Below are 21682 nucleotides of genomic sequence, written 5' to 3' on the forward strand. Positions count from 1 at the left end.
GCCGGGCGGCAGCCCCTCGACCAGGCGCAGTGGCAGGCGTCGCCGGCCGGCCGCCGGCAGAACGAGGCCGCGCTCCGGCACTTCGAGGGCATCCTGCGCACCATGCCGGCGGCCCGGTTCCGCACGCCGGCCGCACCGTCACAACCCCGGTTCTGGCGGGCCTCGTTCGACTCGGCAGCGCTGCCCCTTGCCCTGCGGGCGTTGAGCGCGCGCACGGGCGCCGACCCGTCGGTGACGCTGCTCGCCGTGTTCGCGATGGCCGTGCACGCGACGTGCGGCGTGGACCCCGTGATCATCCGACCGCTGGTGAGCAACCGCTTCCGGCCCGGGTTCGCCGACGTGGTCTGCACCGCCGTGCAGGCCGGGCTGTGCCAGGTGCCGGTCGCCGGCCTGGGCTTCGACGAGGTCCTGGCGCAGGCCCGGCGGGCCGCGATGAGCGCCTACAAGCTGGCGTACTTCGACCAGCGGGACCTGTTCGCGCTCGTCGACCGGGTCGGTGTTGAACGCGGGGAACGCCTGGAGATCGGCTGTTTCCTCAACGACCGCCGCGACCCGTCCGCCGGTGCCGGCGGCCCCACCCCCACCGCGGCGGAGATCCGGGCGGCGGTGCCGCAGTCGTCGTTCGCGTGGGTGGTCCGGCGGGCGGCGCCCGGCTTCGAGCCGATGATCCTCGACGTCGAGGACACTGCAACGGGGTTGCGGTGCACCGCGCACACCGACACCGCGGACATCTCCCCCGCCGACACCACCGCGCTGCTGCATCACCTGGAGCGCGTCGCGGTCTCCGCCGCGCTCACATCGTCAGCCCCTCGATCCGGGCCAGGGCCGTCAGTGCCGTCTCGTCCAGCGGTAGTCCCGGCCGCGTCAGCGTGACGACGAGGGAGCCCGGGATGTAGTAGTTGCGGAGGGTCACCTGCACGTGGACGCCGTCGGGACGATCCCGGTCCACCACGAGCATGAGCCCGCCCCCGCCGGCGGCGCGACTGGCCCGGTACATGATCGTGCCGTCCTCCTCCACCTCCCGCACGCAGGTGGGGACGCCGCCGGCCCCCGTGCAGTCGTGTTCGGGCGGCAGGGGCCGCCGGTTGAGCTGGACGGTGAGCTGGGTGGACCCGGCGCCGTCGTCGACAACGACGACGGCGTTGAACATCACCACGCCGTCAAGGGAGCGATGGGCCCGGAACGCGAACCCCGGCTCGCAGGACGCCGCGTCCACGAGGGTCGCGCCGGGCAGCGCCTGCCGCAGCGGGCCGTCGAGCGCCGCCGTGAGCTCGGCCGCCTTCCTGGCGTCGAGCCGCGCCGCCGCCTGCGCCGCATCCGTGCCCGGCGGCTCGGCGGAACGGCCCAGTGGCACGCATCCCATCCTCGGCATGGCGCTTTGGCTTCCCTGGCCTCGGTTCGGGCCCTGGCCCTGGTCCCGGTCCCGGTGCCGGTCCGTCACGAGCGGCACCGTCATGGCCGTGACCGCGACGGCCACCGCGACCGTGACCGCCGTGAGCACCCGGGTCCGACGCCGGTGCCGGTGTGCCCGGCGCACGACGGCGTCGAGGTCGACGGACGACGGCGGTGCCGGGGGGTCGAGGTCCCGCAGGGCGTCGGTCAGCTGGTCCACGGCGACTCCTCCTGTACTGAAAGGCGCTCCCGCAACGTGTCGAGGGCCCGCGCGGCCTGGCTCTTGACCGTGCCGGTGCTGCAACCGAGTTCCCGCGCCGTGTCCTCGACGGACAGGTCGCAGCAGTACCGCAGCACGACCACGGCCCGGCGCCGGGGCGGCAGCTCGTCGAGCAGCGCCACCAGCGACAGCCGCTCGTCGACGGCGGTGCTCTCCCACGTCGCCGCCCGCTCGTCCTGCGGCGGCGTCTCCTGCGGTCGCTCGCGGCGCCAGGGCCGGCGGCGTTCGTTGAGCATGGTGCGCACCAGGACGCGCCGGACGTAGCCGTCGATGTTGTCCGCCGCCGACACCCGCGGCCAGTGCAGCAGCAGGCGCAGCAGGGCGGCGGACAGCACGTCGTCGGCGGTGTGCCAGTCGCCGCACAGCAGGTACGCGACCCGGCGCAGCTCCGGCAGCCGGGCGGTCACATACGCGCGGTAGCCCTCAACATCCGTTGCCACACCCACCTGACACCGGGGGCGGCGCCTGAGGTTGCCCGCGGCGCGTTTATTGCTCCTGGGCGCGCAGCTGCTCGGCGAACTCGGGGTAGGACAGGTCCGACTTGGGGAGGATGCCCGCCTCGACCATCGCGGGACCGAGTTCCCGTCGGATCTCGGGGTCGTCGCACTCCAGGCCGAACTGGATGACCTCGGCGACGACCTCGGTGGTGCCGGCACGGAAGATGGTGCCGCTGTCCACCTGGTACAGCCACGCGTCGAACCGCGCCTCGGCGCCGTCGGCGACCCGCCACAGCGTGCAGAACCCGCGGAAGCTGGCCTCGTCGTGGTCGTCGTCGGCGAGCCGCGCCTCGGCGTCGAGGTCCTCGCCGTCGTAGCGCAGGCCGGCGGCCCGCAGCTGCTCCCGCTCGAGGGGGCTCAGCTCGCCCGCGTCGTTGATCTCACGCTCGTCCACGAATCGGCTCGCCACGGCGCACAGCGTACCGGCACCGTCCCGTTCACACGGTGCCGAGCGTGTACGCCACCTCGTCGAGCAGCTCCCGGGCCAGGAACCCGGTCCGGCCGTGCCGCGGGGCGAGCCGCTGGCCGCTGACCGCGTGCGCCCAGGTGCCCCAGCAGGCCGCCTGGTCCGGGTCGGCGCCGCGGGCCAGGAGACCGGCGATCACGCCGGCCAGGACGTCACCGCTGCCGGAGGTGCCGAGCCCGGAGTCGCCGCTCTCCTCGGCCCAGACGCGGCCGTCGGGAGCGGCGATCGTGCCATACAGGGTGACCACCGCCGAACAACGCCGCGCCACGGCGGTCGCGACGGTGCCGAGATCGTCCCCGCTGCCGAAGGAGTCCGGCCGGCCGAGCAGGTAGCCGGCCTCGGTCACGTTCGGGGTGAGCACGACCCGCTGCGGCCGCCCGTCCAGCAGCTCCGGGCGGCGGCTGAGGGCACCCAGCGCGTACGCGTCGAGGACCACACCCGCGCCGGACGGCAGCGCGTCGAGGACGGCGTCCAGCAGGGTCACGGTCTCGTCGATGTCGTCGAGCCCGGGGCCGATCGCGACGGCGTCGGCCCCTGCGGCCAGGTCGAGCAGCCGCTTCGGGGCGTCACCGGCGACGCTGCCGGACGCGGTCTCCGGCAGGCCGATGACGGCCGCCTCCGGCACCGCGATGCTCAGCGCGGTGGCGGTGCTGTCGGTGACCGCCAGCTGCAGCCGGCCCGCGCCGGCCCGCAGCGCCGCGACGCCGGCCAGCAGCACCGCGCCGGGCGTGGACCGGGAGCCACCGACGACCAGGACGGTGCCGCGGTCCTTCTTGTCCGTCGCGCCGGTGCGCAGCGGCCAGTCCCGCAGCAGGCGCGGCGTGATCGTGCTGCGCTCAGACCTCGGCATTGACGTCCTCCTGCCTGGTCGCGGGCGTGCCCTCGCGGTGCAGGTGCTCGACGGCGTTGAACCGTTCGGGACGCAACCGGTCGCCGTCGCGGCGCCAGCTGCTGACCGAGCAGTTGCCCAGCGCCGTGGCCCGGGCGAGTTCCAGGAGGCGTGCCTCGTCGAGGCCCTCCACCAGGTACCGCACGAGCATGACGACCGCTTCGTGGCCGAACAGGACGACCCGGCCGTCGGGGTACGCCGCGCGCACGTCGCCCAGCAGCGACCGCAACCGCAGCAGCACGTCGGCCCAGGACTCGCCGCCGGGTGGGCGGTAGTAGAACTTGCCGAGCCGCCGCCGTCTGGCCGCCTCCAGCGGCAGCCGGGCCTCGACGCCGCGGGCGGTGAGCAGGTCGATGACGCCGAGCTCACGGTCGCGGAGGCGTTCGTCGAACACGGCCGGGATGCCGGATCCCGCGAGGGCCAGCTCTGCGGTCTGCCGGGTCCGCAGGTACGGCGAGACGACCGCCACCTGCGGCCGCTGCCCGGCGGGCAGGTCGGCGATCCACCGGCCGACGGCCTCCGCCTGCGAGCGGCCCAGCTCCGACAGCGGCACGTCGGCGTCGCGTTCGGGGATGGCGATCTCCTCCAGTCCACCCGCCTCGGCTTGTTGTGCAAGCACATTTCCGGTCGACTGGCCGTGCCGGATGACGCCGAGCCACTGCAGTTCCGCCATGCTTCCCCTTTGCCCCGGCCGGATTCCGTTCACACCACGACTCTGACAAGATCGGTGCTTCGGTCCTCGGGGGGTACGCAACGATGCTGGCGAATACGGTGTTGACGGTCGGCGTCGTGCTGGCAGCGGCGGGCATCATCGGATGGATCACCGCGGCCGTGCTCAACCGTGGCGCCGCGAGCGGCCCGCGCGGTCGTGGCCCGCAGCCCGGCGAGATCTGGTGGGCGACCGTGCCCTACCGCGACGGCGAGGGCGAGAAGCGCCGCCCCGCGCTCGTGCTGGCCGGGGACGGACGCTCGTACACGATCCTGAAGATCACCAGCCAGGACAAGAGCCACCGGCAGGACCACCTCGAGATCCCCACCCGGACATGGGACCGGCGCGCCGCGTACAACAGCTTCCTGGACCTGTCCGCCCCGTTCCAGCTCAACCGCCTCGACTTCGCCAACCGGGCCGGCGTCGTGGACCCCGCGACGTGGCAGCAGGTCGCGCAGCGACACCGGGTCGGGATGCCGGTACCAGCGGGCCGGACGTCATCACTGCCGAGCGGCCGACTCATTTCGTGGCTCAGCACCCTGGCGTTCGTGCTCGGTCTGCTCGCCGTGTGCGCCGGATCGACCGTCATGCCGTGGGTGAGCCGCGTCCGCCACGAGATGGAGGTCGCCGCGACCGCCGACGTGCCGCTGCACGACGCCACCGTGACCGCCTCCGACCAGGGTGGCTCGGGCCGCTCGTACGACAGCACCCTCAACGGCGCGCACTTCCCCGACTCGACCGGCTTCTGGGTCGGCTGCGAGGGCAAGCCGTCGGTGGTGACGTTCGCGTTGGACGGCAAGTACAAGCGCTTCACCGGCACCGCCGGACTTGACGCCGTCGCCCCGAAGGACATCGTGGTGAAACTCGTCGTCGAGGTCGACGGCAAGGACACCGCGACCGTGTCCGTGAGCCGCACCGCCTCGGCGCCGCTGGACGTCGACGTCACCTCGGCCCGCACGCTCACCCTGTCGGCGCAGCGCACCAAGGGCACCTGCGCGAACGCCACCCGCCCGTACGGCGCCATCGGCGATGCCCTGCTGCACCAGACCTGATCAGATTTCTTGTCGTACCCCCCGGGCAGGATGCCACCATGCATCTCGTCACCCACGGCGCGGACGGCGGCACCCCGGTGCTCGCCCTGCACGGCTGGAGCGTCGACCACCGCCTGATGTCCGGTTGTCTGGAGCCGCTCTTCACCCGCCGCCCCGGCTACCGGCGCCTCTATCCCGACCTGCCCGGCATGGGCTGCACCCCGGCCGGCGACGCCGCAAGCTCCGACGACCTCCTCGCCGCCGTCCTCGCCCTCGTCGACGCGATCCTCGGCACCACCCCGTTCCTGCTCGTCGGCGAGTCCTATGGCGGCTATCTGTCCCGCGCCGTCGTGCGCGCCCTGCCCGGCCAGGTCCTCGGCCTCGCCCTCATCTGCCCCGTCGGCCAGACCCTCGACCGCGCCGCCCGCATCCGCCCGCCGCACCAGGTGCTCCGCACCACCCCCGGCCTGCTCGCCGGCCTCGACGACGCGACCAGGGCCGACTACACGGAGCTCGCGGTCGTCCAGACCCCCGAGACGCTGCGCCGCTTCCACGACGAGATCGTCCCCGCCCTCCAGCTCACCGACCACGAGGCGATCGCCCGCATCGAGCGCCGCTGGCACCTGACCGAAGACCCCGACAGCCCCACCCCGTTCGACCGCCCGACGCTGATCCTGTGCGGCCGCCAGGACTCGTCGGTCGGTTATGCCGACCAGTTCGCCTTGCTCCCGCACTACCCGAGGGCCACGTTCGCGGTCCTCGACGTCGCCGGCCACAACCTGCAGATCGAGCAACCCGCCCTGTTCGAGACCTTGATGAACGACTGGCTGGACCGCTGCGCCACCGAGCCCGCCCCACCCAGGTAACCACTCTGCCCCTGCCCGCCCTGGCCGCCGCCCCTCCCGGCCTGACCGCCGCACCGCCCGGGTCGAGGCACCGCCCCGCCCGGCCTGACCGCCGCACCGCCCGGGTCGAGGCACCCGCGCCGTGACGACGGTCCGGACGACCACGCCGCGCCCAGGTCGCACCCACCCGGCCAATCGACCCTGCCAACACAGCGCCCGTCTGATCGACCCACGCAGCACAGCGCCCGCCCGACCTGGCCGCCGCGCCGCCCAGGTCGGCGCACCCGCGCCCTGACAACGGTCCCGACGACCACGCCGCGCCCAGGTCGCACCCACCCGGCCAATCGACCCTGCCAAGACAGCACCCGCCCGATCGACCTGGCAACACCCGGCCGACCCAGGCAGCACAGCGTTCACCGGCCTGGCCACGACGTCGCCCCCGGTCGAGGCACCCGCGCCCCCGACGACGATCCCGACGACCGCGCCGTGCCCAGGTCACACCCACCCCGGGACCAAACGCCTTGCCAGCACAGCCCCCCGGCCGGTCGACCTAGGCAGCACCCACCTGATCGACCAGGCAGCACAGCGCCCGCCCGATCGGCCCAGGCAGCACCCATCCGATCGACCTGGCAGCGCCCGACCGCTCGATCGGCCCCGACACCCGCCTGCCCAGCCGGGTCGGCCCTGGCAGTGCCCGACCGGCCCAGGCAGCACAGCGCTCGCCCGACCTGGCCGCGGCGCCACCCTCGGTCGAGGCACCCGCGCCCCTCCGACGATCCTGACGCCCGCGCCACGCCCAGCTCACACCGACCCGGCCCAATCAACCCTGCCAACACAGCGCCCGGCCGGTCGGCGGCAACCGGCTGCGCCTTCGACCCCGTCGGTAACGCCTGTTTGCGGTGGAGCCGACTGCCGACAACGCGAAAGAGAAAGCTCTGTCAGGGAGTGTTGCGTTTCCGGCATGTGCAGCAGATCGCCTCGCCGACGCCCGTGCTGGGCTCGAACGCGAGACCGTCTGACACGACCCGGAACACCGCTCCACCCGCCGCGCCCGCGACCAGCGACATCGAACAAGCCGAAGGATCTGCGGGGTCAGCGCACCGCGGATCCTTCGGCTTGTTGAACAGTTCGCCGCAGCCGGTCCACCCTCACGGCATCCATCGCCGCCGAGCCACCCGACAGCAGCCAGCGCCGAACGGCACCGCCCAAGGCGTGTTTGGTAGGTGAGGTCAAAGCCATTCGTTGATCGCTGCGATGGTGACGGCCTGGTAGCGCACGACCAACTGGTTGATGCCGCGCTCCAGGGCGTGGCGCTGTTTGGAGTTCCGGGTCGAAGGCGTGGGGACGTCCACCCTTCGGCCCGAGCTTGCGCCGGTTCGCGGCGCGGTCGGCCTTGATCGGGATCGTTGCCTGGAAGCCGTGGCAGCGTAGGCAGCCCCGGTTCGCCTTCCGGCGTGTGCCTTGTCCGCAGCCCAGCGGTCAGCAGCAACCGACAATGGAGGACGCCGCGATCGGCGACTAACATCCGCTGGCGCAACTCACGATTCGCCACCGGCTCCAAGGTCCGCCATCCGGATTACCCGTTCAAGGCTGCTTGACGAGGCACTACGTGGCGTCCCGCTGGTCCAGCCACTTCAGCATCGCCTGGGTTGTTTCTTCCGGCTTCTCCTGCTGGATCCAATGGCCGCAATCCAGATTGACCACTTCCACATTGGGCACGAACTCTGTCAGGTTTTCAGACTTCGAGACCGCATCCCGATCGCCGTAGATCATGAGGGTGGACTGCCGGATGATCGGGTCCACGTCCGCCAGCAAGCGCCAGTTGCGGTCGAGGTTCCGGTACCAATTCACGCTGCCCGTGAACCCTGTCGATTCGAAGGCGGAGACGAAAACGGCCAGTTCGCTGTCGCTCATGACGGGGTCACCGAGGGGCGTTTCCGCTCTGGCGAGATCGATCAGCGCCATGCCCGGCCGAGGCTCCGCGGGGGGCACGTTCTTCCGGTACAGGTTGCGAAGGAACTGGAAGGTGTTCGCTTCGAATACGGCGTCGGCGACGCCCGGCTGACGATTGAAGTGGACGAAGTAGAAGTCGCTGCCGAGCATGTCTTCCATGAACTCGATCCAGGGCTTTTCTCCGCGCTCCTGGTACGGCAGGCTCAGGTTGATCACCTTGTTGACACGGTTCGGGTGCAACAAGGTCAGGCCCCAGACGACAAACGCACCCCAATCATGACCGACGAAGGTGGCACTTTCGTAGCCGTAGTGATCGAGCAACGCGACGAGGTCACCTGACAGGTGCTCGATATCGTAGTCCGTCACTGCGGCCGGACGGGACGAGTTGCCGTAACCCCGCTGGTTCGGGACGATGACGTGGTAGCCCGCTGCGGCGAGGGCGGGCACCTGATGACGCCAGGAATAGGCGAGCTCCGGCCAGCCGTGACACAGCACAATGGGTCGCCCTGCGTTGTGTCTGCCGGCCTCGAAGACTTCGAGTTCCACACCGTTGACTGAAATCATGGCCGGTTCGGGAAAATCGGTGGTCATGTCGCCATCCTGCCGACCCAAACCGGTCACCCCATGACCGGTTTCAGGTGGAATGTTGTCGGGGTGCGAGCCGACCGACTGATGGCCATCCTCCTGTTGCTGCAACGGCGCGAGCAGGTGACCGCGGCAGAGGCCGCCCGGGAGCTGGAGGTCTCCGAGCGCACCGCCCGCCGCGACCTCGACGCTCTGGCCATGGCCGGGGTGCCCGTGTACTCCGTGCAGGGCCGAGGCGGCGGCTGGCGCCTCGTGGGCGGCGCCCGCACCGACCTGTCCGGGTTGACCGCGGGTGAGGCCCGCGCCCTGTTCCTGGTGGCCGGCCCGGCCTCGGCCGCGACGCCGGCCGTGAAAGCAGCGCTGCGCAAGCTCGTCCAGGCCCTGCCGGAGCCCTTCCGGGTGCAGGCCGAGGCAGCCGCGTCGTCGCTGGTCATGGACCCGCAACGATGGGGGTCGAGCCGGATCGAACACCGGCCACCACCTCGCTTCCTCGACGAACTCCAGGACGCGGTGATCCGCGGCGTCCAGGTGCGGCTCGGCTACGTCGACCCCAACGGCGCCGAAACCGAGCGCACCGTCCACCCGCTGGGCATCGTCGCCAAAGGTCCGTCCTGGTACCTCGTCTCCGACACCGAGGCCGGCCGGCGGACCTTCCGGATCGACCGCGTGTCCTCCGCCGACCCGACCGGCGATCCCGTGCGCCGACCCGAGGACTTCGACCTTGCCGAGAGCTGGCGCGAGATCGCCGACGAGGTCGACCGCAGGCGAACGCCCCTCGAGATCCAGGCGGTCTGCGCGCCCCACGGGCTGAGCCGGCTCCGGATGATCCTCGGCGATCGGCTCGAAGTGGGAGGTTCCACGACCGACGGCCGCATCGAGGTCGTGATCCGCGGCCACAACGAGTACGCGCTCGCCGGCGAGCTCGCCGGGCTGATCGAATGGCTCGAAGTGACCGGTCCGCCGGGTGTGCGAGACCACCTGGCCGCGATCGGCAAAGCGCTCGTCGAGCGATACGGCTGAGACCGGGCGGGGGCTCACCCTCGTGGCATCCATCGCGGTCGTGCCGCCGCGGTGGTTGCCTCACCCCGTGCGGCACACGCATCCGGCCTGGTCAACGGCCTCCTCAGCCACAGTCGGGGCGCGCCGCTGCCGCCTCGTGGGCCGCGCGCGGGTGAGGGGCCGCCTCACCAGCGGACGCACCGGCCGGCGGCGCCGGCGGAGGCGCCGCAAGCGTGGCCGGCGGAGCGCTCAGGAGCGGCTCCGGAGGCGGGAACGACGCGCCGGGACGAGGGGTGACATCACGTGTGAGATCGATGGTGAACGGTCGATGATCTCCTTGGGACGCATAGTTTCCGAACTACACCCGGACTGCATTTCGGGTACTGACAACCGTTCCGTCTTGTCCAGGTTCCTGGAAAGCCCTTGCCTGAGCGAGGGCCGGGTCGAGTGCCGGCCGCAGGATGCACAGCTGAGTCCTGGACCTATCGTGGGAGCACGTTCTGTCCTCACTTCGCCGCCTCGTTGCGGTCGCCATAGTCCTGTCCACTGTCGTCATTCCCGCACCGCCCGCGGCCGCCGCTCACGAGCCGGTCGCCGACATTCCGCAACAACTCGCCGCTCGGACGCCCGTGCTTCGGGCCGAGCGGTACTTCGAACGGCGTACAGCGCCGGTCCGGCCGGTCACCGAAGTTGTCCCGGTCGCGCAGCCCGTGGTGGCAAAGACCACCACCTTGAAGGCCACCAATCTGAAGGCCACGAAACCCAAGCCGAAGCAGAAGCCGAAGCTCAAGCCGAAGGCGAAGAAGCCCGCGGTGACGCAGACGCAGACGCCGGTCGTCGCCGGCTCGGTGGGCGCCGTCCTGGCGTACGCGAAGGCACAACTCGGCAAGCCCTACGTCTGGGCGGCCGCCGGGCCGAACAGTTTTGACTGCTCGGGGCTGGTCATGGCCAGCTACGCCCGGGCCGGCATCAAACTTCCCCACCAGACCGGCGGCCTGATCGGCCGTGGACGGTCGGTGTCCCGCGCGCAACTGCAGCCGGGAGACCTGGTGTTCCCCAGTTCCGGCCACGTCGGGATCTACCTGGGTAACGGCATGATGATCCATGCTCCGCACCCCGGGGACCATGTCCGGATCGCCAAGGTCTACGCGTTCTACGCCGGGCGCCGCATCATCGGCTGACCCGTCGTCGCGCCAGGCATTCGCCGGTGCGTCGCGACCACATGACCGCCGCCGCCCGCTAAATTGCTGGCATGTCGGAAATGCCGGATATCGGGCTCTACCGGTTGCACCGGCGGGCGGCGGTGGCGGACTTCGAGGGTACGACGGTGCCCGGCCTGCGCGCCGAATACCTCCATCGCGAGGACGGCGGACGGGTCGCGTCGGTCGGGCGGTACGAGTATGCAGACACCGAGATCCTGCGTGCGTGGGGCTGGACGGACGAGTCCCACTGCGCCTACTCCGCGGTTCGGGCGGCCGACGGCTCCTGGTGCCCACCGGTCGCCGGCTGCCCGGCCGTGGAGCTGACCCGCGCCGGCGAGGACGTCACCGGGCTGCGGGTCGCGGACGGCACGGGCGGCTGGCTCGTGTGCGAGGCGGGCCGGATCACCCGCCGCTGACCACGGCCACCGTCGACGGCTGGGCCGGGCGCCGCACGTACCAGAGCGAAAACGCGGTCAACAGCAACGCGATCCCGAACGCGGCCAGGTGGATCCACGGGGTCTCGATCGGCACGAAGCCGATCACGGCGACCGGCACCTGCACCACCGCCACGAGCCCGAGCAGCAGCCGCCTGCGGGCACCGCCCCAGAGATACGCCGTCCACAGTGGAGCGGTGACGACGGCGAGGGTCAGCCCATCCAGCAGCAGGTGCATCCAGCGGTTGTGGACCGCGTTGTGCGCGAACGCCGACGCCGGGGAAGCGACGAGCAGCAGGCCCGCCGCGGCGATGAGAACACCGAGTGCACGTCGCATGACGACCTCCAAGGCCGATGTCGATGCACTTCACGCTACGTGCGCGCGGTCCAAGACCAGAACAGTGAACCGCCTGAATGAATGCTTGCGATGGACATGCGACGCGGATAGTCTCCTTACATGACTATACAACTGCGGGCGCCGAGCTACTTCGTGCTGGCCTCGTTGCTGGATGGGGCGCTGCACGGCTACGTCATCATCAAGCGGGTCGAGGCGCTGTCCGACGGTGCGGTGCGGCTCGCCGCCGGCTCGCTGTATGCGGTGCTGGACCGGCTCGCCGACGCAGGGCTGGTCGAGGTGGTCAACGAGGAGATCGTCAACGGCCGGGCCCGGCGCTACTACGCGCTCACCGCCGACGGCGGCAGCGCCTTGCAGGACGAGGCGGCCCGGCTCGCCGCCGCCGCGAAGGTCGTCACCAACGCGACGGCCCGCCGCCGCGCCGTCGGCACGGTGGTGAGCCCCGCATGAGCGACGAGACCCGCACGATCGACGTGCCCGCCCGCCGCTACCGCAAGCTGCTGCGCGCATACCCGAAGGCATGGCGGGCGGATCGAGGTGACGAGATGCTCGGCACCCTGCTCGACGCGGCCGAACCCGGCCGGCGGTGGCCGAGCGCCCGCGAGTCGGCGAGCATCGTGGTGCAGGGCCTGCGGGAGCGGCTCGACCTGCGGCGGCGGCGCAGCACCGGCGCGGTGTGGTCCGAGGGCCTGCGCATCGGCGCGCTGGTCCTGCTGGGTCAGGCGTTCGCCGTGATCCTCGTCCTGCTCTACGAGGACCTCGGGCAATTCGTCGCCAACCCCTACACCATCGCCAGGTATGCCGGCGGCATCACGCTCACCGTCGGCGCGATGGCGGCGCTGGTCGCGGGGCGGACGACGGTCGCGACCGTCCTCACAGGACTGTGGGCACTGCTGCCGGCACAGTTCGGCGAGCTGCCGTGGCAGCTCGTCACCGCCTTCGCGGTCCTGGCCGGGTTGAGCCTCACGGGCAGGGCGCAGCGGCGGCAGCGCACCTCGGCGGTCTGGCTGGCCGTCGTCCCGGCGGTCGTCGCGCTGTACTTCGGCTACCAGGCGATGACCGGCTCGTCCGCCAGCCCGGCCGACGCCCTCCTGTACCCGTTCGTGGTGCTGCTCGCGGTCACGGTCGGCGTGCTCGTCGACCCGCGGCTGCCGATCGCCGCCGCCTGCGTCACCGTCGTGTTCATGCTCACCGCCACGCTGCACGTGCCGACGGTGGTCCAGGGCCGGATCATCAGCGGCGTGCAGCCGGTGGAGCTGAAGCCGCAGACGACCGTGTTCGCAGCGATCGCCGTGGTACTGCTCACGATCGGGCACCTGCGGGCGCGGCGGCTGGCCCGGATCTGATTCATCGGGTCCTATGCTTGCCCGATGAGCGCGGAGCACCACCTGGCCAGGGCCCAGGAGCTGTACGAGCGGAGCGTCTTCGGCGGCGACCACGAGGCGCTGCCCGCCGCCGACCGCGAGCTCGACGCCGTCGAGGCGGACCTGGCCCTGGCCCGGGGCAGGGTCGTGCACGCGCGGTTCCTGCGGGACCGGGTCGAGGACCCGGCGGAGCTGCCGCTGTTCTCCCGGGCCGCGCAGCTCTACCAGCAGCTCGGCGACGGCCGGGGCGAGGGCGAGGCGCTGTTCTGGATCGGCTGTTTCCACCAGGTGGTCCGGCAGGACGACGACGCGGCCGTGCCGGCGCTGCAGCGGGCCAGGACCCTCGCCACCGCCGCCGGTGACCGGCGCACCCTGTCGTACGTGCTGCGCCACCTGGGCATCTCCGCGCACCTGGCGGGCCGCCTCGACGAGGCCCGGGAGCACCTGCTCGCGTCGGCCCGGCTGCGGGAGGAGCTCGGTCACCAGGCCGGCGTCGCGGCGAACCTGGTCGGTCTCGCGTATGTGGCCGCCGCCGACGGCCGGCTGGACGAGGTCCCGGGGCTGCTGGACCGCGCGGAGCGGCTCGCCGCGGAGCACGGCGCGGCCGGCGTCGCACGCCAGGTCGGTGAGGCACGCCAGGCGCTCGACTACGATCGCGCGTCATGAGCATGATCACGCAGTATGCGCGGTTGCGCGACGGCGACCTGGCCGAGCTGCGCGATCTGCTGCGGACCGACCACTTCGCCGCCAACGACCAGATCACCGACCGCCCGCACATCGACATCGACAAGGCGTGGGGCGGCCTGGAGTTCCTGCTCGCGCAGGTCGACGCGCCCGTCGACGTGATCAGCGGCGGCGTACCGATCACCGACGAGCAGTGGGGCTACGACTCGCCGCGGGTGCTGACCCCCGACGAGGTCGCAACCGCCGCCGCGTTCCTCAACACGACCCCGTTCGGGTCCCTCGCCGCGCACTACGAGCCGGCCGCGCTCATCGCCGACGACGTGTACCCGAAGATCTGGCACGACCCGGACTCCCTGGACTACCTGCGACAGTCGTACGAGGCCCTGGCAACGTTCTTCCACGTCGCCGCCGCAGAGGGTGACAGCGTCCTCATCTGGGTGAGCTGACCGGCACGGGGAGCCGGTCCGGGAGCCGGTCCGGCAGCAGGAACGCCGCGACGACCGCGCCGGCGGCGAGGATCGCCGAGGAGGCGAGCGCCGGCCCGTATCCGCGCGCGTCCAGCACCGCGCCGAGGACGGCCACGCCGAACGCCCCGCCGAGCTGCCGCAGGGTGCTGAACGTGCCGGACGCCTTCGCCAGGTCGACCGGCGCGGAGCGGCTCACCACCGCGCGGGTGATCGCGGGGATGGCCAGGGCGATCCCGGCCCCGGACAGGGTCATCGGCACCACCTGCAGCGCGTAGGAGGCGCCGGCGGCGAGCCCGAACCACGCCATGCCGACGGCCTGCAGCGCGGTCCCGGCCACGATCAGCGGCCGCTCGCCGAACCGGTCCGCGAGCGCGCCGGCCCTCGGCCCGAGCAGCAGCGGCGCCACGCCCCACGGCAGCAGCCGCAGGCCCGCGTCGAGTGGACCCAGGTGGTGCACCACCTGGAACAGCTGTGCGGCCAGGAAGATGCCACCGGTGAGGGTCGCGTTGACGAAGAAGATCGCCGCGTTGCCGGCGGCAGCGCCGCGGGTGAGGAGCAGCATCGGCGCCGTGGTCGTCCGCTCCCGCACGACGAGGGCCGCGACGGCGGCCAGCCCGAGCAGCAGCGGCACCCACGCGGTGTGGATCAGCGCCCACACCACCCCGAACGCGCCGGCGGCGGCGAGGAGCAGGCCGGGGACGTCGGCGGTGACCCTGGTCCCGTGGCTCTCCGGGGTACGGGTGAGCACCAGCGGCACCGCGACGAGCCCGACCGGCACGTTGAGCCAGAAGATCCACTCCCAGGCCAGCCCCTGGGTGACCGCGCCGCCGACGACCGGCCCGACGGTGGCGGCCAGCCCGGTGACCCCGCCGTAGACGCCGGTCGCCCAGCCGCGACGCTCCGGCGGGAACGCGGCGTTCATCAGCGCAAGGGCCAGCGGCATGACGAGGGCCGCGCCCGCGCCCTGCACGGTCCTTGCGGCGATCAGCCACCCCACTGACGGCGCGAGGGCGCACGCCGCCGACGCGGCCGTGAACAGGGCGAGCCCGGCCGCGAACATCCGGCGCCGGCCGAACCGGTCGCCGAGCGCGGCGCCGGTCATCAGGAGCACGGCGAAGCTCAGCACGTATGCGTTGACGGTCCATTCGAGGTCGGCGAGCGAGGCGTGCAGGTCCCGCTGGATCGTGCTCAGGGCGGTCGCCACGACCAGCATGTCGAGGACCACCATGAACGATGCGGCGGCGCTCAACCCGAGCACCCAGCGTTGGATCGGTGTCGTCATACCTGAGGTGGACACCGACCGACCGGTTTTCCGGTCGGTCGGTGTCAGAACGGTGCGTGGAAGATGTGCAAGTGAACGAGTTGGAGTTCCGCGACCTCGTCGAGCCGCACCGGCGGGAGCTGTACGTGCACTGTTACCGGATGCTGGGTTCGGTGCAGGACGCCGAGGACGTCCTGCAGGAGACCCTGGTGGCGGCGTGGCGCGGGCTGGACACGTTCGAGGGCCGGTCCTCGGCGCGGACCTGGCTGCACCGGATCGCGACGAACCGGTGCCTCAACGCGCTGCGCGACGGGCGCCGCCGGCCGCGGACGACGCCGGAGTTCGGCGCCGCCGCTCCCCCGCCGACGAGGACCGTGCAGCCGTCGTGGCTCCAGCCGATCCCGGACACGTACCTGGCCGGGCTGCCCGACGCCGCACCCGGCCCCGAGGCCCGCTACGAGCAGCGGGAGGCGATCTCGCTGGCGTTCATGGCGGCGGTGCAGACCCTGCCGGCCCGGCAGCGGGCGGTGCTGCTGCTGCGCGACGTGCTCGGCTACCGCGCCGCCGAGGTCGCCGACCTGCTCGGCACGACCGAGGACGCGGTCGCCGGCGCGCTGAAACGGGCCCGGGCCGCGCTCCCGGCACCCGCGGCCACGGTGCCGCCGGCGCGGGTCCGAGCCGCCGCCGCCCAGTTCGCCGAAGCCGTCGAGGCCGGTGACGTGGACGCGATGGTCGCCCTGATGACCGGTGACGCGTGGCTGACCATGCCGCCGGCGCCGCTGGAGTACCAGGGCCGGGACGCGATCGCCGGGTTCATGCGCACGGTCGGGTTCCGCTCCGGGACCCGCCGCCTCCGGCTCGTCCCGACCGGCGCGAACCTGCAACCCGCGTTCGGCTGCTGGATCGCCGACGGTGACGAACCCGGCTGGCACCCGCACGGTGTCCTCGTCCTCACGGTCACCGGGGCGGGCGTGAGCGCGATGACCCGCTTCGTCGACAACGCGCTCATGCCGTACTTCAGGTTCTGACCGCCCGGATCCAGTCGACGACGAGCTCCGGGACGGCGTCGTCGTCGGTGCCGTCGGAACGGTCCGGGAAGTCGAAGACGGCGAGCATCGACTGCATCGGATACGTGGGCGGGCCGGCGCAGGAGCGGACGTGGGCGCCGTCGACGAGGAAGTCGACGCGGCCGGCGGTCCAGTCCACCGTGTACGTGTGGAACCGCGCGACGTCGATCGGGAGGCGGACGGCGGTGAAGTCCTCGACGCCGGCCGGGTCGCGGAACCGGTGCAGGCCCATGCCGACCGCCGCGGAGACGCCGGGCTCGACGGCGTCGCCGAAGACCTCGGCGACGCAGATCTCGGCGCAGCGCTCCGGCACGTCCTCCTGGCCGACCAGCCACCACGCCGCCATCGACCGGGGCGTGAGGAGCATGCGGGCGCGCAGCTCGAGGCGGCCGAAGCGCGGCGTCCAGCCCCAGAACGGCTCCTGCGCCTCGCGGACCGTGGCGCCGTCGCGCCACGGTTGCTGGCCGGCGGTGCCGCCGGCGGGGCCGGACCAGTTGCCGGACTGGACGCCGGAGACCCGCAGCGGCGGCGTGTGCTCCCCGGGGAGCCAGTGCCCCTGCGCGGGCGGGATCGACAGGCGCAGGCAGGAGTCGCGCAGCTCGTAGGTGGCGGCGGTGGCGGCCTTCGAGCTCCACGCCGGCAGGTAGTGCGGCAGCCACACCGCGGCGTCGAGGGTCGCGGTGTCGAAGTCGTCGACGAGGCCGTCAGGCCGAGGCGCGGGCACCGCCGAACCATTTCAGGCGCAGGGCCCGCAGCAGCAGGCCGGGGCTGGCGAGGGCGTTGGGGTGATCCAGCATCGTGGTGACGCGGTTGAGCCGCTCGTTGGTGACCGCGTCGGTCATGGACGCCTTGAGGATGACCTCGCTCGCCCACTTGATGGCCTTGTAGCCGCGGGGCTGGCCGCTGGTGATGTGCGGCAGGCCGAGGTCGGCGAAAGTGGAGACCTGCCAGGCGGCGTCGACCACGACGCGGACCCGCTCGAAGTAGCCGCGGGCCGGTTCGGTGGCCAGGTCGGGCTCGGTGCGCAGCCACTCCGACAGGCACGAGGCGTGCAGCGTCGCGGACGTCATGCCCTGACCGTAGACGGGGTTGAACGAGGCGACCGCATCGCCGGCCGCGAGGATCCCGGTGGGCAGCCGGTCGACCTGGTCGAAGTCGCGGCGGCGGCTGTCGGCCTGGTGGTAGGTGATGACGTTGCCGATCATCGTGCCGCGCTCGGCGATGTCGCCGAACATCTGCGGGAAGTACCGCCGGCAGCGCTTCGCGAAGTCCTCGACGTCGCGGGTGGGCCGGTCGTCGTCGTAGCCGGCGACGAGCATGATCCAGCGGTCGCCCTCCACGGAGCTGACGCCGCCGATACGGGCGACGCGGTCCTTCGCCGGGGTGGTCTGCGAGATCGCGATCCAGGTGTCGCTGACCGCGGGGTCGCGCTGGAACAGGGCCGAGGCGTAGTTGAGCTTGATGGGCATCCGCTGCATCGGGGCGCGGGGCCAGCCGCGCTGCTCGAGCCAGTCGTTGAGCGAGCTGGCCCGGCCCATCGCGTCGACGACGAGGTCCGCGGGCGCGTCGACGGGCTCGGCCGCGCCGGCCGGGACGTAGCGGGCGCCGATGACGCCGCCGTCCTCGCCGTCGGCGAACAGCAGGCCCTCGGCTCGCCCGTACACCATGCGGATCTTCGGGTTCTCCAGGACCCGCAGGCGGACCTGGGCCTCCAGGAACGGCCGGGTGGTGATGAGGATCGGCTTCTCCGCCGGGGGTTCGGCGACGCTGCGCAGCTCGTCGTTGATGAAGATCCTCGCGTCGGTGCGGCGCTCGTCCGGGGCACCGGCGGCGATGGCACGCTCGGTGAAGTCGGGCCACCAGCGGTCCAGCTGCACCTGCCCCGCGGGCAGCAGCGCGTGGACCTGGCTGCCCTGCGGCACGCCGGGGCGCGGCCCGCCGGTGACGTCGGTGTCGTCGCGCTCGATGATGACGACCTCGTCGGCGTGGTCGGCGAGGACCCGGGCGGCCATCAGGCCGGCGATGCTGCCGCCGAGGACCACCGCCCGCCGCATGAGGACCTTCGGGTCCTCCGGCGGGTTCGGCGTGTTGATCTCCGCGAAACGCTGCGCTGCTGTCACTGCCACCGGCTCTCCCCATGTTTCGAAACCCATCGAGGATCTTACCCAACACGCGAAGAACCTTCTCGATGCGCGCCCGACCAGGGCATTCACCTGGCGCAATGTCCTTGCAGGCGAGGCCCGCCTACGTCCTACCCGCGGAGGACACGCATCACCACAAGGCTCCGTCGGAATCTTGCGATGATTGCATCGAAGTATTGCGTTGGCCTGCCGGTTGCTGGCAGGATTCCAGCGCAGAAGCCGACATGAGATGCCAGCACCGCCAACCGCGCCGTGACACGCGTGGGCTGCTCCGTGCCGGTCCGCGGGCCCGCCTGCCCGTTGCCCCGCCACGCACGCCCCCACCCGTCGTCCGTCGTCCCGCCCTCCCCCGCACCGACGCACCGCAGCGGCCGCCGCACCACGCACCACCGCGGCCACCGCACCACAGCGGCCACCGCGGCTCCCCGCCGCAGCGGCCGTCGCGGCGTCCCGCCGCAGCGTCGTGCCGCGCCCGACCGCCATCGGGCCGGCCGTGCCTCGTGCGCGGGACGGGCACCGACGGGCACACCCGAGGAGTCCACATGGGAGTTTCCCGCCGCTCCGTCATCACCACCGCCCTCGCCGGGACGGCCGCCACCGCCCTGCCGATCGCGGTCGCCACCACCGGCGCCGAGGCCGCCAGCCCACCCGGCGACGTCGTCGGCAAGGTCACCGTCGGCTACCAGGGCTGGTTCGCCGCACCCGGTGACGGCGCGCCGATCAACGGCTGGTGGCACTACAGCCCCAACTGGTCCCAGCCGCCCGCACCTGGCGCCTGCTCCATCACCTGCTGGCCCGACATGCGGGACTTCACCAAGGGATACCGCACGAACTTCGCCAACCTCGGCAACGGCCAGCCGGCGAACCTGTTCTCCTCCTACGACCAGCAGACCGTCGACACCCACTTCCGGTGGATGCAGCAGAACGGCTGCGACGTGGCGGCCCTGCAGCGCTTCAACCCGTTCGGGGGCGAAGGACCGACCCGCGACGCGATGGCGGCGAAGGTCCGCACCGCCGCCGAGGCGACCGGCCGAAAGTTCTACATCATGTACGACGTCACCTGGTGGCTCACCATGCAGTCGGAGATCAAGACCGACTGGACCACGAAGATGTCGGCGTACACCTCCTCCCCCGCGTACGCGAAGCAGAACGGCAAGCCGGTCGTGTGCATCTGGGGCTTCGGCTTCAACGACGACGGCCGCCCGTTCACGCCGGCGCAGTGCCTGGACGTCATCAACTGGTTCAAGAACCAGGGCTGCTACGTGATCGGCGGCGTGCCGACCCACTGGCGGCTCGGCACCGACGACTCCCGCCCCGGGTTCATCGACGTGTACCACGCGTTCCACATGATCTCGCCGTGGATGGTCGGCCGGATCAGCGACAACAACGGCGCCGACTGGTTCTACACCAACCGGGTCCTGCCCGACCTCGCCGACCTCAACGCCCGTGGCATCGACTACCAGCCGTGCATCATCCCCGGCGACCTCGCCTCCGGCCACCGCCGCCACGGCGAGCTGATGTGGCGGCAGTTCTACAACCACACCCGCGCCGGGGTGCCGAGCGTCTACATCTCCATGTTCGACGAGTTCAACGAGGGCAACCAGATCGCCAAGACCGCGGAGAGCGCGGCGTGGCAGCCGACCAACTCCGGGATGCGCGCCCTCGACGAGGACGGCACCCCCTGCTCGTCGGACTACTACCTGCGCCTCACCAACGACGGCGGCCGGATGCTCAAGGGCCAGATCGCGCTGACCGCGACCAGGTTCACGGTGCCGTTCCCGACCGGCCCCGACCAGACCGCGCCCAGCGTGCCCGGCAACCTGCGGGTCACCGGCAACACCGACACGACGGTCGCCCTCGCCTGGAACGCCGCCACCGACAACGTGGGCGTCACCGGCTACCGCATCTCGCGGGTCACCGGCTCCACGACCACCGCGGTCGGCACGACCAGCACCCTCGCCTTCACCGTGACGGGCCTGACCGCGTCGACGGCGTACACGTTCACGGTCGCCGCCTACGACGCGGCGGGCAACACGTCCGGCGCCTCCAACGCCGTCACCGTCACCACTTCGGCACCGCCCAACAACAACACCAACCTGGCGCAGGGCAAGCCGACCTCGGAGAGCAGCCACACCCAGGTGTACGGCAGCGGCAACGCCGTCGACGGCAACACCGGCACCTACTGGGAGAGCGCCAACAACGCGTGGCCGCAGTGGCTGCAGGTCGACCTCGGCGCGGCGACGGCCACGAAACGCGTCGTGCTGACGCTGCCGTCGAACTGGGGCACCCGCAACCAGACACTGTCGGTCACCGACGGCGCGAACGGCGCGACCATCGTCGGCTCCGCCAGCTACACGTTCAACCAGTCCACCGGCAACACGGTGACCATCACGTTCCCGAACACCGCCACCGTGCGGTACCTGCGGCTGACGTTCACCGCCAACACCGGCTGGCCCGCCGGCCAGGTGTCGGAGTTCCGCGTCTACTCGGCCTGAACGGAGCTTCCCTGACCGACGCCGACGGTCAGGGCTGAGGCGGGTGGCGACCAGGCGTCCGGTCGCCACCCGCCGTCTCAGGCCGCTTTGAGGTAGCGGCCCATGTGGTACAGCAGCGGCAGACCCTCCTGATGTTCGCCGAGGACCGGTTCGGCGAGCACGATCGCGTGGTCGCCGGCGTGGACGCGTTCGACCACCCGGCAGACGAGGACCGCGAGGGCGCCGTCGAGGACCGGGACGTCGTGCGCGCCGGGCCGCCAGCGGGTCGGTGCGGCGAAGCGGTCGATGCCGCTGGTCGCGAACTGCCGCGCGACGTGCTCCTGCGCGTCGGCGAGGACGTGCACCCCGACGTGGCCGGCGGCCTCGACCGTCGGCCAGCTCGACGAGCGCCGGTCCAGGCAGAACGACACCAGCGGCGGGTGCAGCGACACGGACGTGAACGACGTCGCCGTGAACCCGGCCGGGCCGTGCGGTCCGGTCGCGGTGATCACCACGACGCCGGCCGCGTGCCGGCGCAGCAGCTGGCGGAACAGGTCGGGTTCGATGGCGGTGACGGTCATCGCGGG

Annotated in this window: 23 protein-coding genes and 1 pseudogene; 12 read left to right on the top strand and 12 right to left on the bottom strand. The window is 72.0% G+C overall.

All coding sequences use genetic code 11. The features are described from left to right. Positions 1 to 873: pseudogene (locus tag AB0K00_RS24040) on the top strand (hypothetical protein); the annotation flags it as partial. Here the strand turns inward: AB0K00_RS24040 and AB0K00_RS24045 are convergent. The 5 genes from AB0K00_RS24045 to AB0K00_RS24065 are packed head-to-tail and all read right to left on the bottom strand — an operon-like array spanning position 794 to position 4197. Beyond that, the gene (locus tag AB0K00_RS24045) at positions 794 to 1612 is read right to left on the bottom strand and encodes a hypothetical protein (protein ID WP_363523731.1); all 819 of its coding nucleotides are present in this window, start codon (positions 1610 to 1612) and stop codon (positions 794 to 796) included. The pseudogene AB0K00_RS24040 and the gene AB0K00_RS24045 overlap by 80 nt on opposite strands. Beyond that, positions 1600 to 2112, bottom strand: coding sequence for a SigE family RNA polymerase sigma factor (locus tag AB0K00_RS24050; protein WP_363523732.1), 513 nt, complete (start codon positions 2110 to 2112; stop codon positions 1600 to 1602). The genes AB0K00_RS24045 and AB0K00_RS24050 overlap by 13 nt, the downstream gene beginning before the upstream one ends. A 46-nt stretch (positions 2113 to 2158) precedes the next feature. Next, positions 2159 to 2578, bottom strand: coding sequence for a hypothetical protein (locus AB0K00_RS24055; RefSeq protein WP_363523733.1), 420 nt, complete (start codon positions 2576 to 2578; stop codon positions 2159 to 2161). A gap of 28 nt (positions 2579 to 2606) precedes the next feature. Further along, complete coding sequence (locus AB0K00_RS24060; protein WP_363523734.1) at positions 2607 to 3485, bottom strand: NAD(P)H-hydrate dehydratase; 879 nt, start codon at positions 3483 to 3485, stop codon at positions 2607 to 2609. Beyond that, positions 3472 to 4197 carry a histidine phosphatase family protein gene (locus tag AB0K00_RS24065; RefSeq protein ID WP_363523735.1) on the bottom strand — a complete coding sequence of 242 codons (726 nt, stop codon included), beginning with the start codon at positions 4195 to 4197 and terminating at the stop codon, positions 3472 to 3474. Before AB0K00_RS24065 ends, AB0K00_RS24060 begins: the two co-directional genes overlap by 14 nt. 83 nt (positions 4198 to 4280) lie before the next feature. Here AB0K00_RS24065 and AB0K00_RS24070 point away from each other — a divergent pair, with 83 nt between their 5' ends. Both AB0K00_RS24070 and AB0K00_RS24075 read left to right on the top strand, forming a co-directional pair. After that, complete coding sequence (locus tag AB0K00_RS24070; protein ID WP_363523736.1) at positions 4281 to 5285, top strand: NPCBM/NEW2 domain-containing protein; 1005 nt, start codon at positions 4281 to 4283, stop codon at positions 5283 to 5285. Between the two features lie 38 nt (positions 5286 to 5323). Beyond that, a complete protein-coding gene (locus AB0K00_RS24075; RefSeq protein WP_363523737.1) occupies positions 5324 to 6130 on the top strand; it encodes an alpha/beta hydrolase in 807 nt (268 codons plus the stop codon). A gap of 1208 nt (positions 6131 to 7338) precedes the next feature. Here AB0K00_RS24075 and AB0K00_RS24080 read toward each other — a convergent pair. Further along, positions 7339 to 7461: a hypothetical protein gene (locus AB0K00_RS24080; RefSeq protein ID WP_363523738.1), complete on the bottom strand. Its 123-nt coding sequence runs from the start codon at positions 7459 to 7461 to the stop codon at positions 7339 to 7341. A gap of 253 nt (positions 7462 to 7714) precedes the next feature. Further along, on the bottom strand, positions 7715 to 8758 hold the full coding sequence (locus AB0K00_RS24085; protein ID WP_363523739.1) for an alpha/beta hydrolase: 1044 nt from the start codon (positions 8756 to 8758) through the stop codon (positions 7715 to 7717). On the opposite strand from AB0K00_RS24085, the gene AB0K00_RS24090 reads away from it, so the two are divergent. The 3 genes from AB0K00_RS24090 (at position 8735) to AB0K00_RS24100 (ending at position 11264) form a co-directional block, all read left to right on the top strand. Next, positions 8735 to 9667: a WYL domain-containing protein gene (locus AB0K00_RS24090; protein WP_363523740.1), complete on the top strand. Its 933-nt coding sequence runs from the start codon at positions 8735 to 8737 to the stop codon at positions 9665 to 9667. The two genes, AB0K00_RS24085 and AB0K00_RS24090, sit on opposite strands and share 24 nt — an antisense overlap. 692 nt (positions 9668 to 10359) lie before the next feature. Then, a complete protein-coding gene (locus AB0K00_RS24095) occupies positions 10360 to 10827 on the top strand; it encodes a C40 family peptidase (RefSeq protein WP_363523741.1) in 468 nt (155 codons plus the stop codon). Between the two features lie 71 nt (positions 10828 to 10898). Next, complete coding sequence (locus AB0K00_RS24100; protein WP_363523742.1) at positions 10899 to 11264, top strand: hypothetical protein; 366 nt, start codon at positions 10899 to 10901, stop codon at positions 11262 to 11264. On the opposite strand, the gene AB0K00_RS24105 is transcribed toward AB0K00_RS24100, so the two are convergent. After that, positions 11251 to 11619, bottom strand: coding sequence for a hypothetical protein (locus AB0K00_RS24105; protein ID WP_363523743.1), 369 nt, complete (start codon positions 11617 to 11619; stop codon positions 11251 to 11253). The genes AB0K00_RS24100 and AB0K00_RS24105 overlap by 14 nt on opposite strands. Before the next feature lie 120 nt (positions 11620 to 11739). Between AB0K00_RS24105 and AB0K00_RS24110 the strand changes: the two genes are divergently transcribed. The 4 genes from AB0K00_RS24110 to AB0K00_RS24125 are packed head-to-tail and all read left to right on the top strand — an operon-like array spanning position 11740 to position 14131. Beyond that, complete coding sequence (locus tag AB0K00_RS24110; protein WP_363523744.1) at positions 11740 to 12087, top strand: PadR family transcriptional regulator; 348 nt, start codon at positions 11740 to 11742, stop codon at positions 12085 to 12087. After that, positions 12084 to 12983 (top strand): hypothetical protein, encoded by a 900-nt coding sequence (locus AB0K00_RS24115; RefSeq protein WP_363523745.1) that lies wholly within the window; start codon positions 12084 to 12086, stop codon positions 12981 to 12983. Before AB0K00_RS24110 ends, AB0K00_RS24115 begins: the two co-directional genes overlap by 4 nt. Positions 12984 to 13007: 24 nt before the next feature. Next, positions 13008 to 13667 (top strand): tetratricopeptide repeat protein, encoded by a 660-nt coding sequence (locus AB0K00_RS24120; protein ID WP_363523746.1) that lies wholly within the window; start codon positions 13008 to 13010, stop codon positions 13665 to 13667. Beyond that, entirely contained in the window at positions 13664 to 14131 is a 468-nt protein-coding gene (locus AB0K00_RS24125) for a YfbM family protein (RefSeq protein ID WP_363523747.1), read from the top strand. Before AB0K00_RS24120 ends, AB0K00_RS24125 begins: the two co-directional genes overlap by 4 nt. Here AB0K00_RS24125 and AB0K00_RS24130 read toward each other — a convergent pair. Beyond that, on the bottom strand, positions 14115 to 15434 hold the full coding sequence (locus tag AB0K00_RS24130) for an MFS transporter (RefSeq protein ID WP_363523748.1): 1320 nt from the start codon (positions 15432 to 15434) through the stop codon (positions 14115 to 14117). The genes AB0K00_RS24125 and AB0K00_RS24130 overlap by 17 nt on opposite strands. A 71-nt stretch (positions 15435 to 15505) precedes the next feature. Here AB0K00_RS24130 and AB0K00_RS24135 point away from each other — a divergent pair, with 71 nt between their 5' ends. Next, a complete protein-coding gene (locus AB0K00_RS24135) occupies positions 15506 to 16441 on the top strand; it encodes an RNA polymerase subunit sigma-70 (protein ID WP_363523749.1) in 936 nt (311 codons plus the stop codon). On the opposite strand, the gene AB0K00_RS24140 is transcribed toward AB0K00_RS24135, so the two are convergent. Together AB0K00_RS24140 and AB0K00_RS24145 are read right to left on the bottom strand one after the other, a co-directional pair. After that, the gene (locus AB0K00_RS24140) at positions 16431 to 17204 is read right to left on the bottom strand and encodes a glycoside hydrolase family 16 protein (protein ID WP_363523750.1); all 774 of its coding nucleotides are present in this window, start codon (positions 17202 to 17204) and stop codon (positions 16431 to 16433) included. The two genes, AB0K00_RS24135 and AB0K00_RS24140, sit on opposite strands and share 11 nt — an antisense overlap. Then, the gene (locus AB0K00_RS24145) at positions 17185 to 18606 is read right to left on the bottom strand and encodes an FAD-dependent oxidoreductase (RefSeq protein ID WP_363523751.1); all 1422 of its coding nucleotides are present in this window, start codon (positions 18604 to 18606) and stop codon (positions 17185 to 17187) included. The genes AB0K00_RS24140 and AB0K00_RS24145 overlap by 20 nt, the downstream gene beginning before the upstream one ends. Before the next feature lie 557 nt (positions 18607 to 19163). Between AB0K00_RS24145 and AB0K00_RS24150 the strand changes: the two genes are divergently transcribed. After that, entirely contained in the window at positions 19164 to 21116 is a 1953-nt protein-coding gene (locus AB0K00_RS24150; RefSeq protein ID WP_363523752.1) for a discoidin domain-containing protein, read from the top strand. A 77-nt stretch (positions 21117 to 21193) separates the two neighbouring features. On the opposite strand, the gene AB0K00_RS24155 is transcribed toward AB0K00_RS24150, so the two are convergent. Continuing rightward, the gene (locus tag AB0K00_RS24155) at positions 21194 to 21676 is read right to left on the bottom strand and encodes a flavin reductase family protein (protein ID WP_363523753.1); all 483 of its coding nucleotides are present in this window, start codon (positions 21674 to 21676) and stop codon (positions 21194 to 21196) included. Positions 21677 to 21682: the final 6 nt, after the last annotated feature.

This window comes from Dactylosporangium sp. NPDC049525 (genome assembly GCF_040676755.1).
Taxonomy (GTDB): Bacteria; Actinomycetota; Actinomycetes; order Mycobacteriales; family Micromonosporaceae; genus Dactylosporangium.

Excerpts from the sequence above, each read along its gene's own strand:
- AB0K00_RS24100 (WP_363523742.1), top strand. The coding sequence starts at position 10,899 with ATGTCGGAAATGCCGGATATCGGGCTCTACCGGTTGCACCGGCGGGCG.
- AB0K00_RS24115 (WP_363523745.1), top strand. The coding sequence starts at position 12,084 with ATGAGCGACGAGACCCGCACGATCGACGTGCCCGCCCGCCGCTACCGC.
- AB0K00_RS24090 (WP_363523740.1), top strand. The coding sequence starts at position 8,735 with ATGGCCATCCTCCTGTTGCTGCAACGGCGCGAGCAGGTGACCGCGGCA.
- AB0K00_RS24130 (WP_363523748.1), bottom strand. The coding sequence starts at position 15,434 with ATGACGACACCGATCCAACGCTGGGTGCTCGGGTTGAGCGCCGCCGCA.
- AB0K00_RS24120 (WP_363523746.1), top strand. The coding sequence starts at position 13,008 with ATGAGCGCGGAGCACCACCTGGCCAGGGCCCAGGAGCTGTACGAGCGG.
- AB0K00_RS24075 (WP_363523737.1), top strand. The coding sequence starts at position 5,324 with ATGCATCTCGTCACCCACGGCGCGGACGGCGGCACCCCGGTGCTCGCC.
- AB0K00_RS24150 (WP_363523752.1), top strand. The coding sequence starts at position 19,164 with ATGGGAGTTTCCCGCCGCTCCGTCATCACCACCGCCCTCGCCGGGACG.
- AB0K00_RS24065 (WP_363523735.1), bottom strand. The coding sequence starts at position 4,197 with ATGGCGGAACTGCAGTGGCTCGGCGTCATCCGGCACGGCCAGTCGACC.
- AB0K00_RS24125 (WP_363523747.1), top strand. The coding sequence starts at position 13,664 with ATGAGCATGATCACGCAGTATGCGCGGTTGCGCGACGGCGACCTGGCC.
- AB0K00_RS24155 (WP_363523753.1), bottom strand. The coding sequence starts at position 21,676 with ATGACCGTCACCGCCATCGAACCCGACCTGTTCCGCCAGCTGCTGCGC.
- AB0K00_RS24110 (WP_363523744.1), top strand. The coding sequence starts at position 11,740 with ATGACTATACAACTGCGGGCGCCGAGCTACTTCGTGCTGGCCTCGTTG.
- AB0K00_RS24070 (WP_363523736.1), top strand. The coding sequence starts at position 4,281 with ATGCTGGCGAATACGGTGTTGACGGTCGGCGTCGTGCTGGCAGCGGCG.
- AB0K00_RS24105 (WP_363523743.1), bottom strand. The coding sequence starts at position 11,619 with ATGCGACGTGCACTCGGTGTTCTCATCGCCGCGGCGGGCCTGCTGCTC.
- AB0K00_RS24060 (WP_363523734.1), bottom strand. The coding sequence starts at position 3,485 with ATGCCGAGGTCTGAGCGCAGCACGATCACGCCGCGCCTGCTGCGGGAC.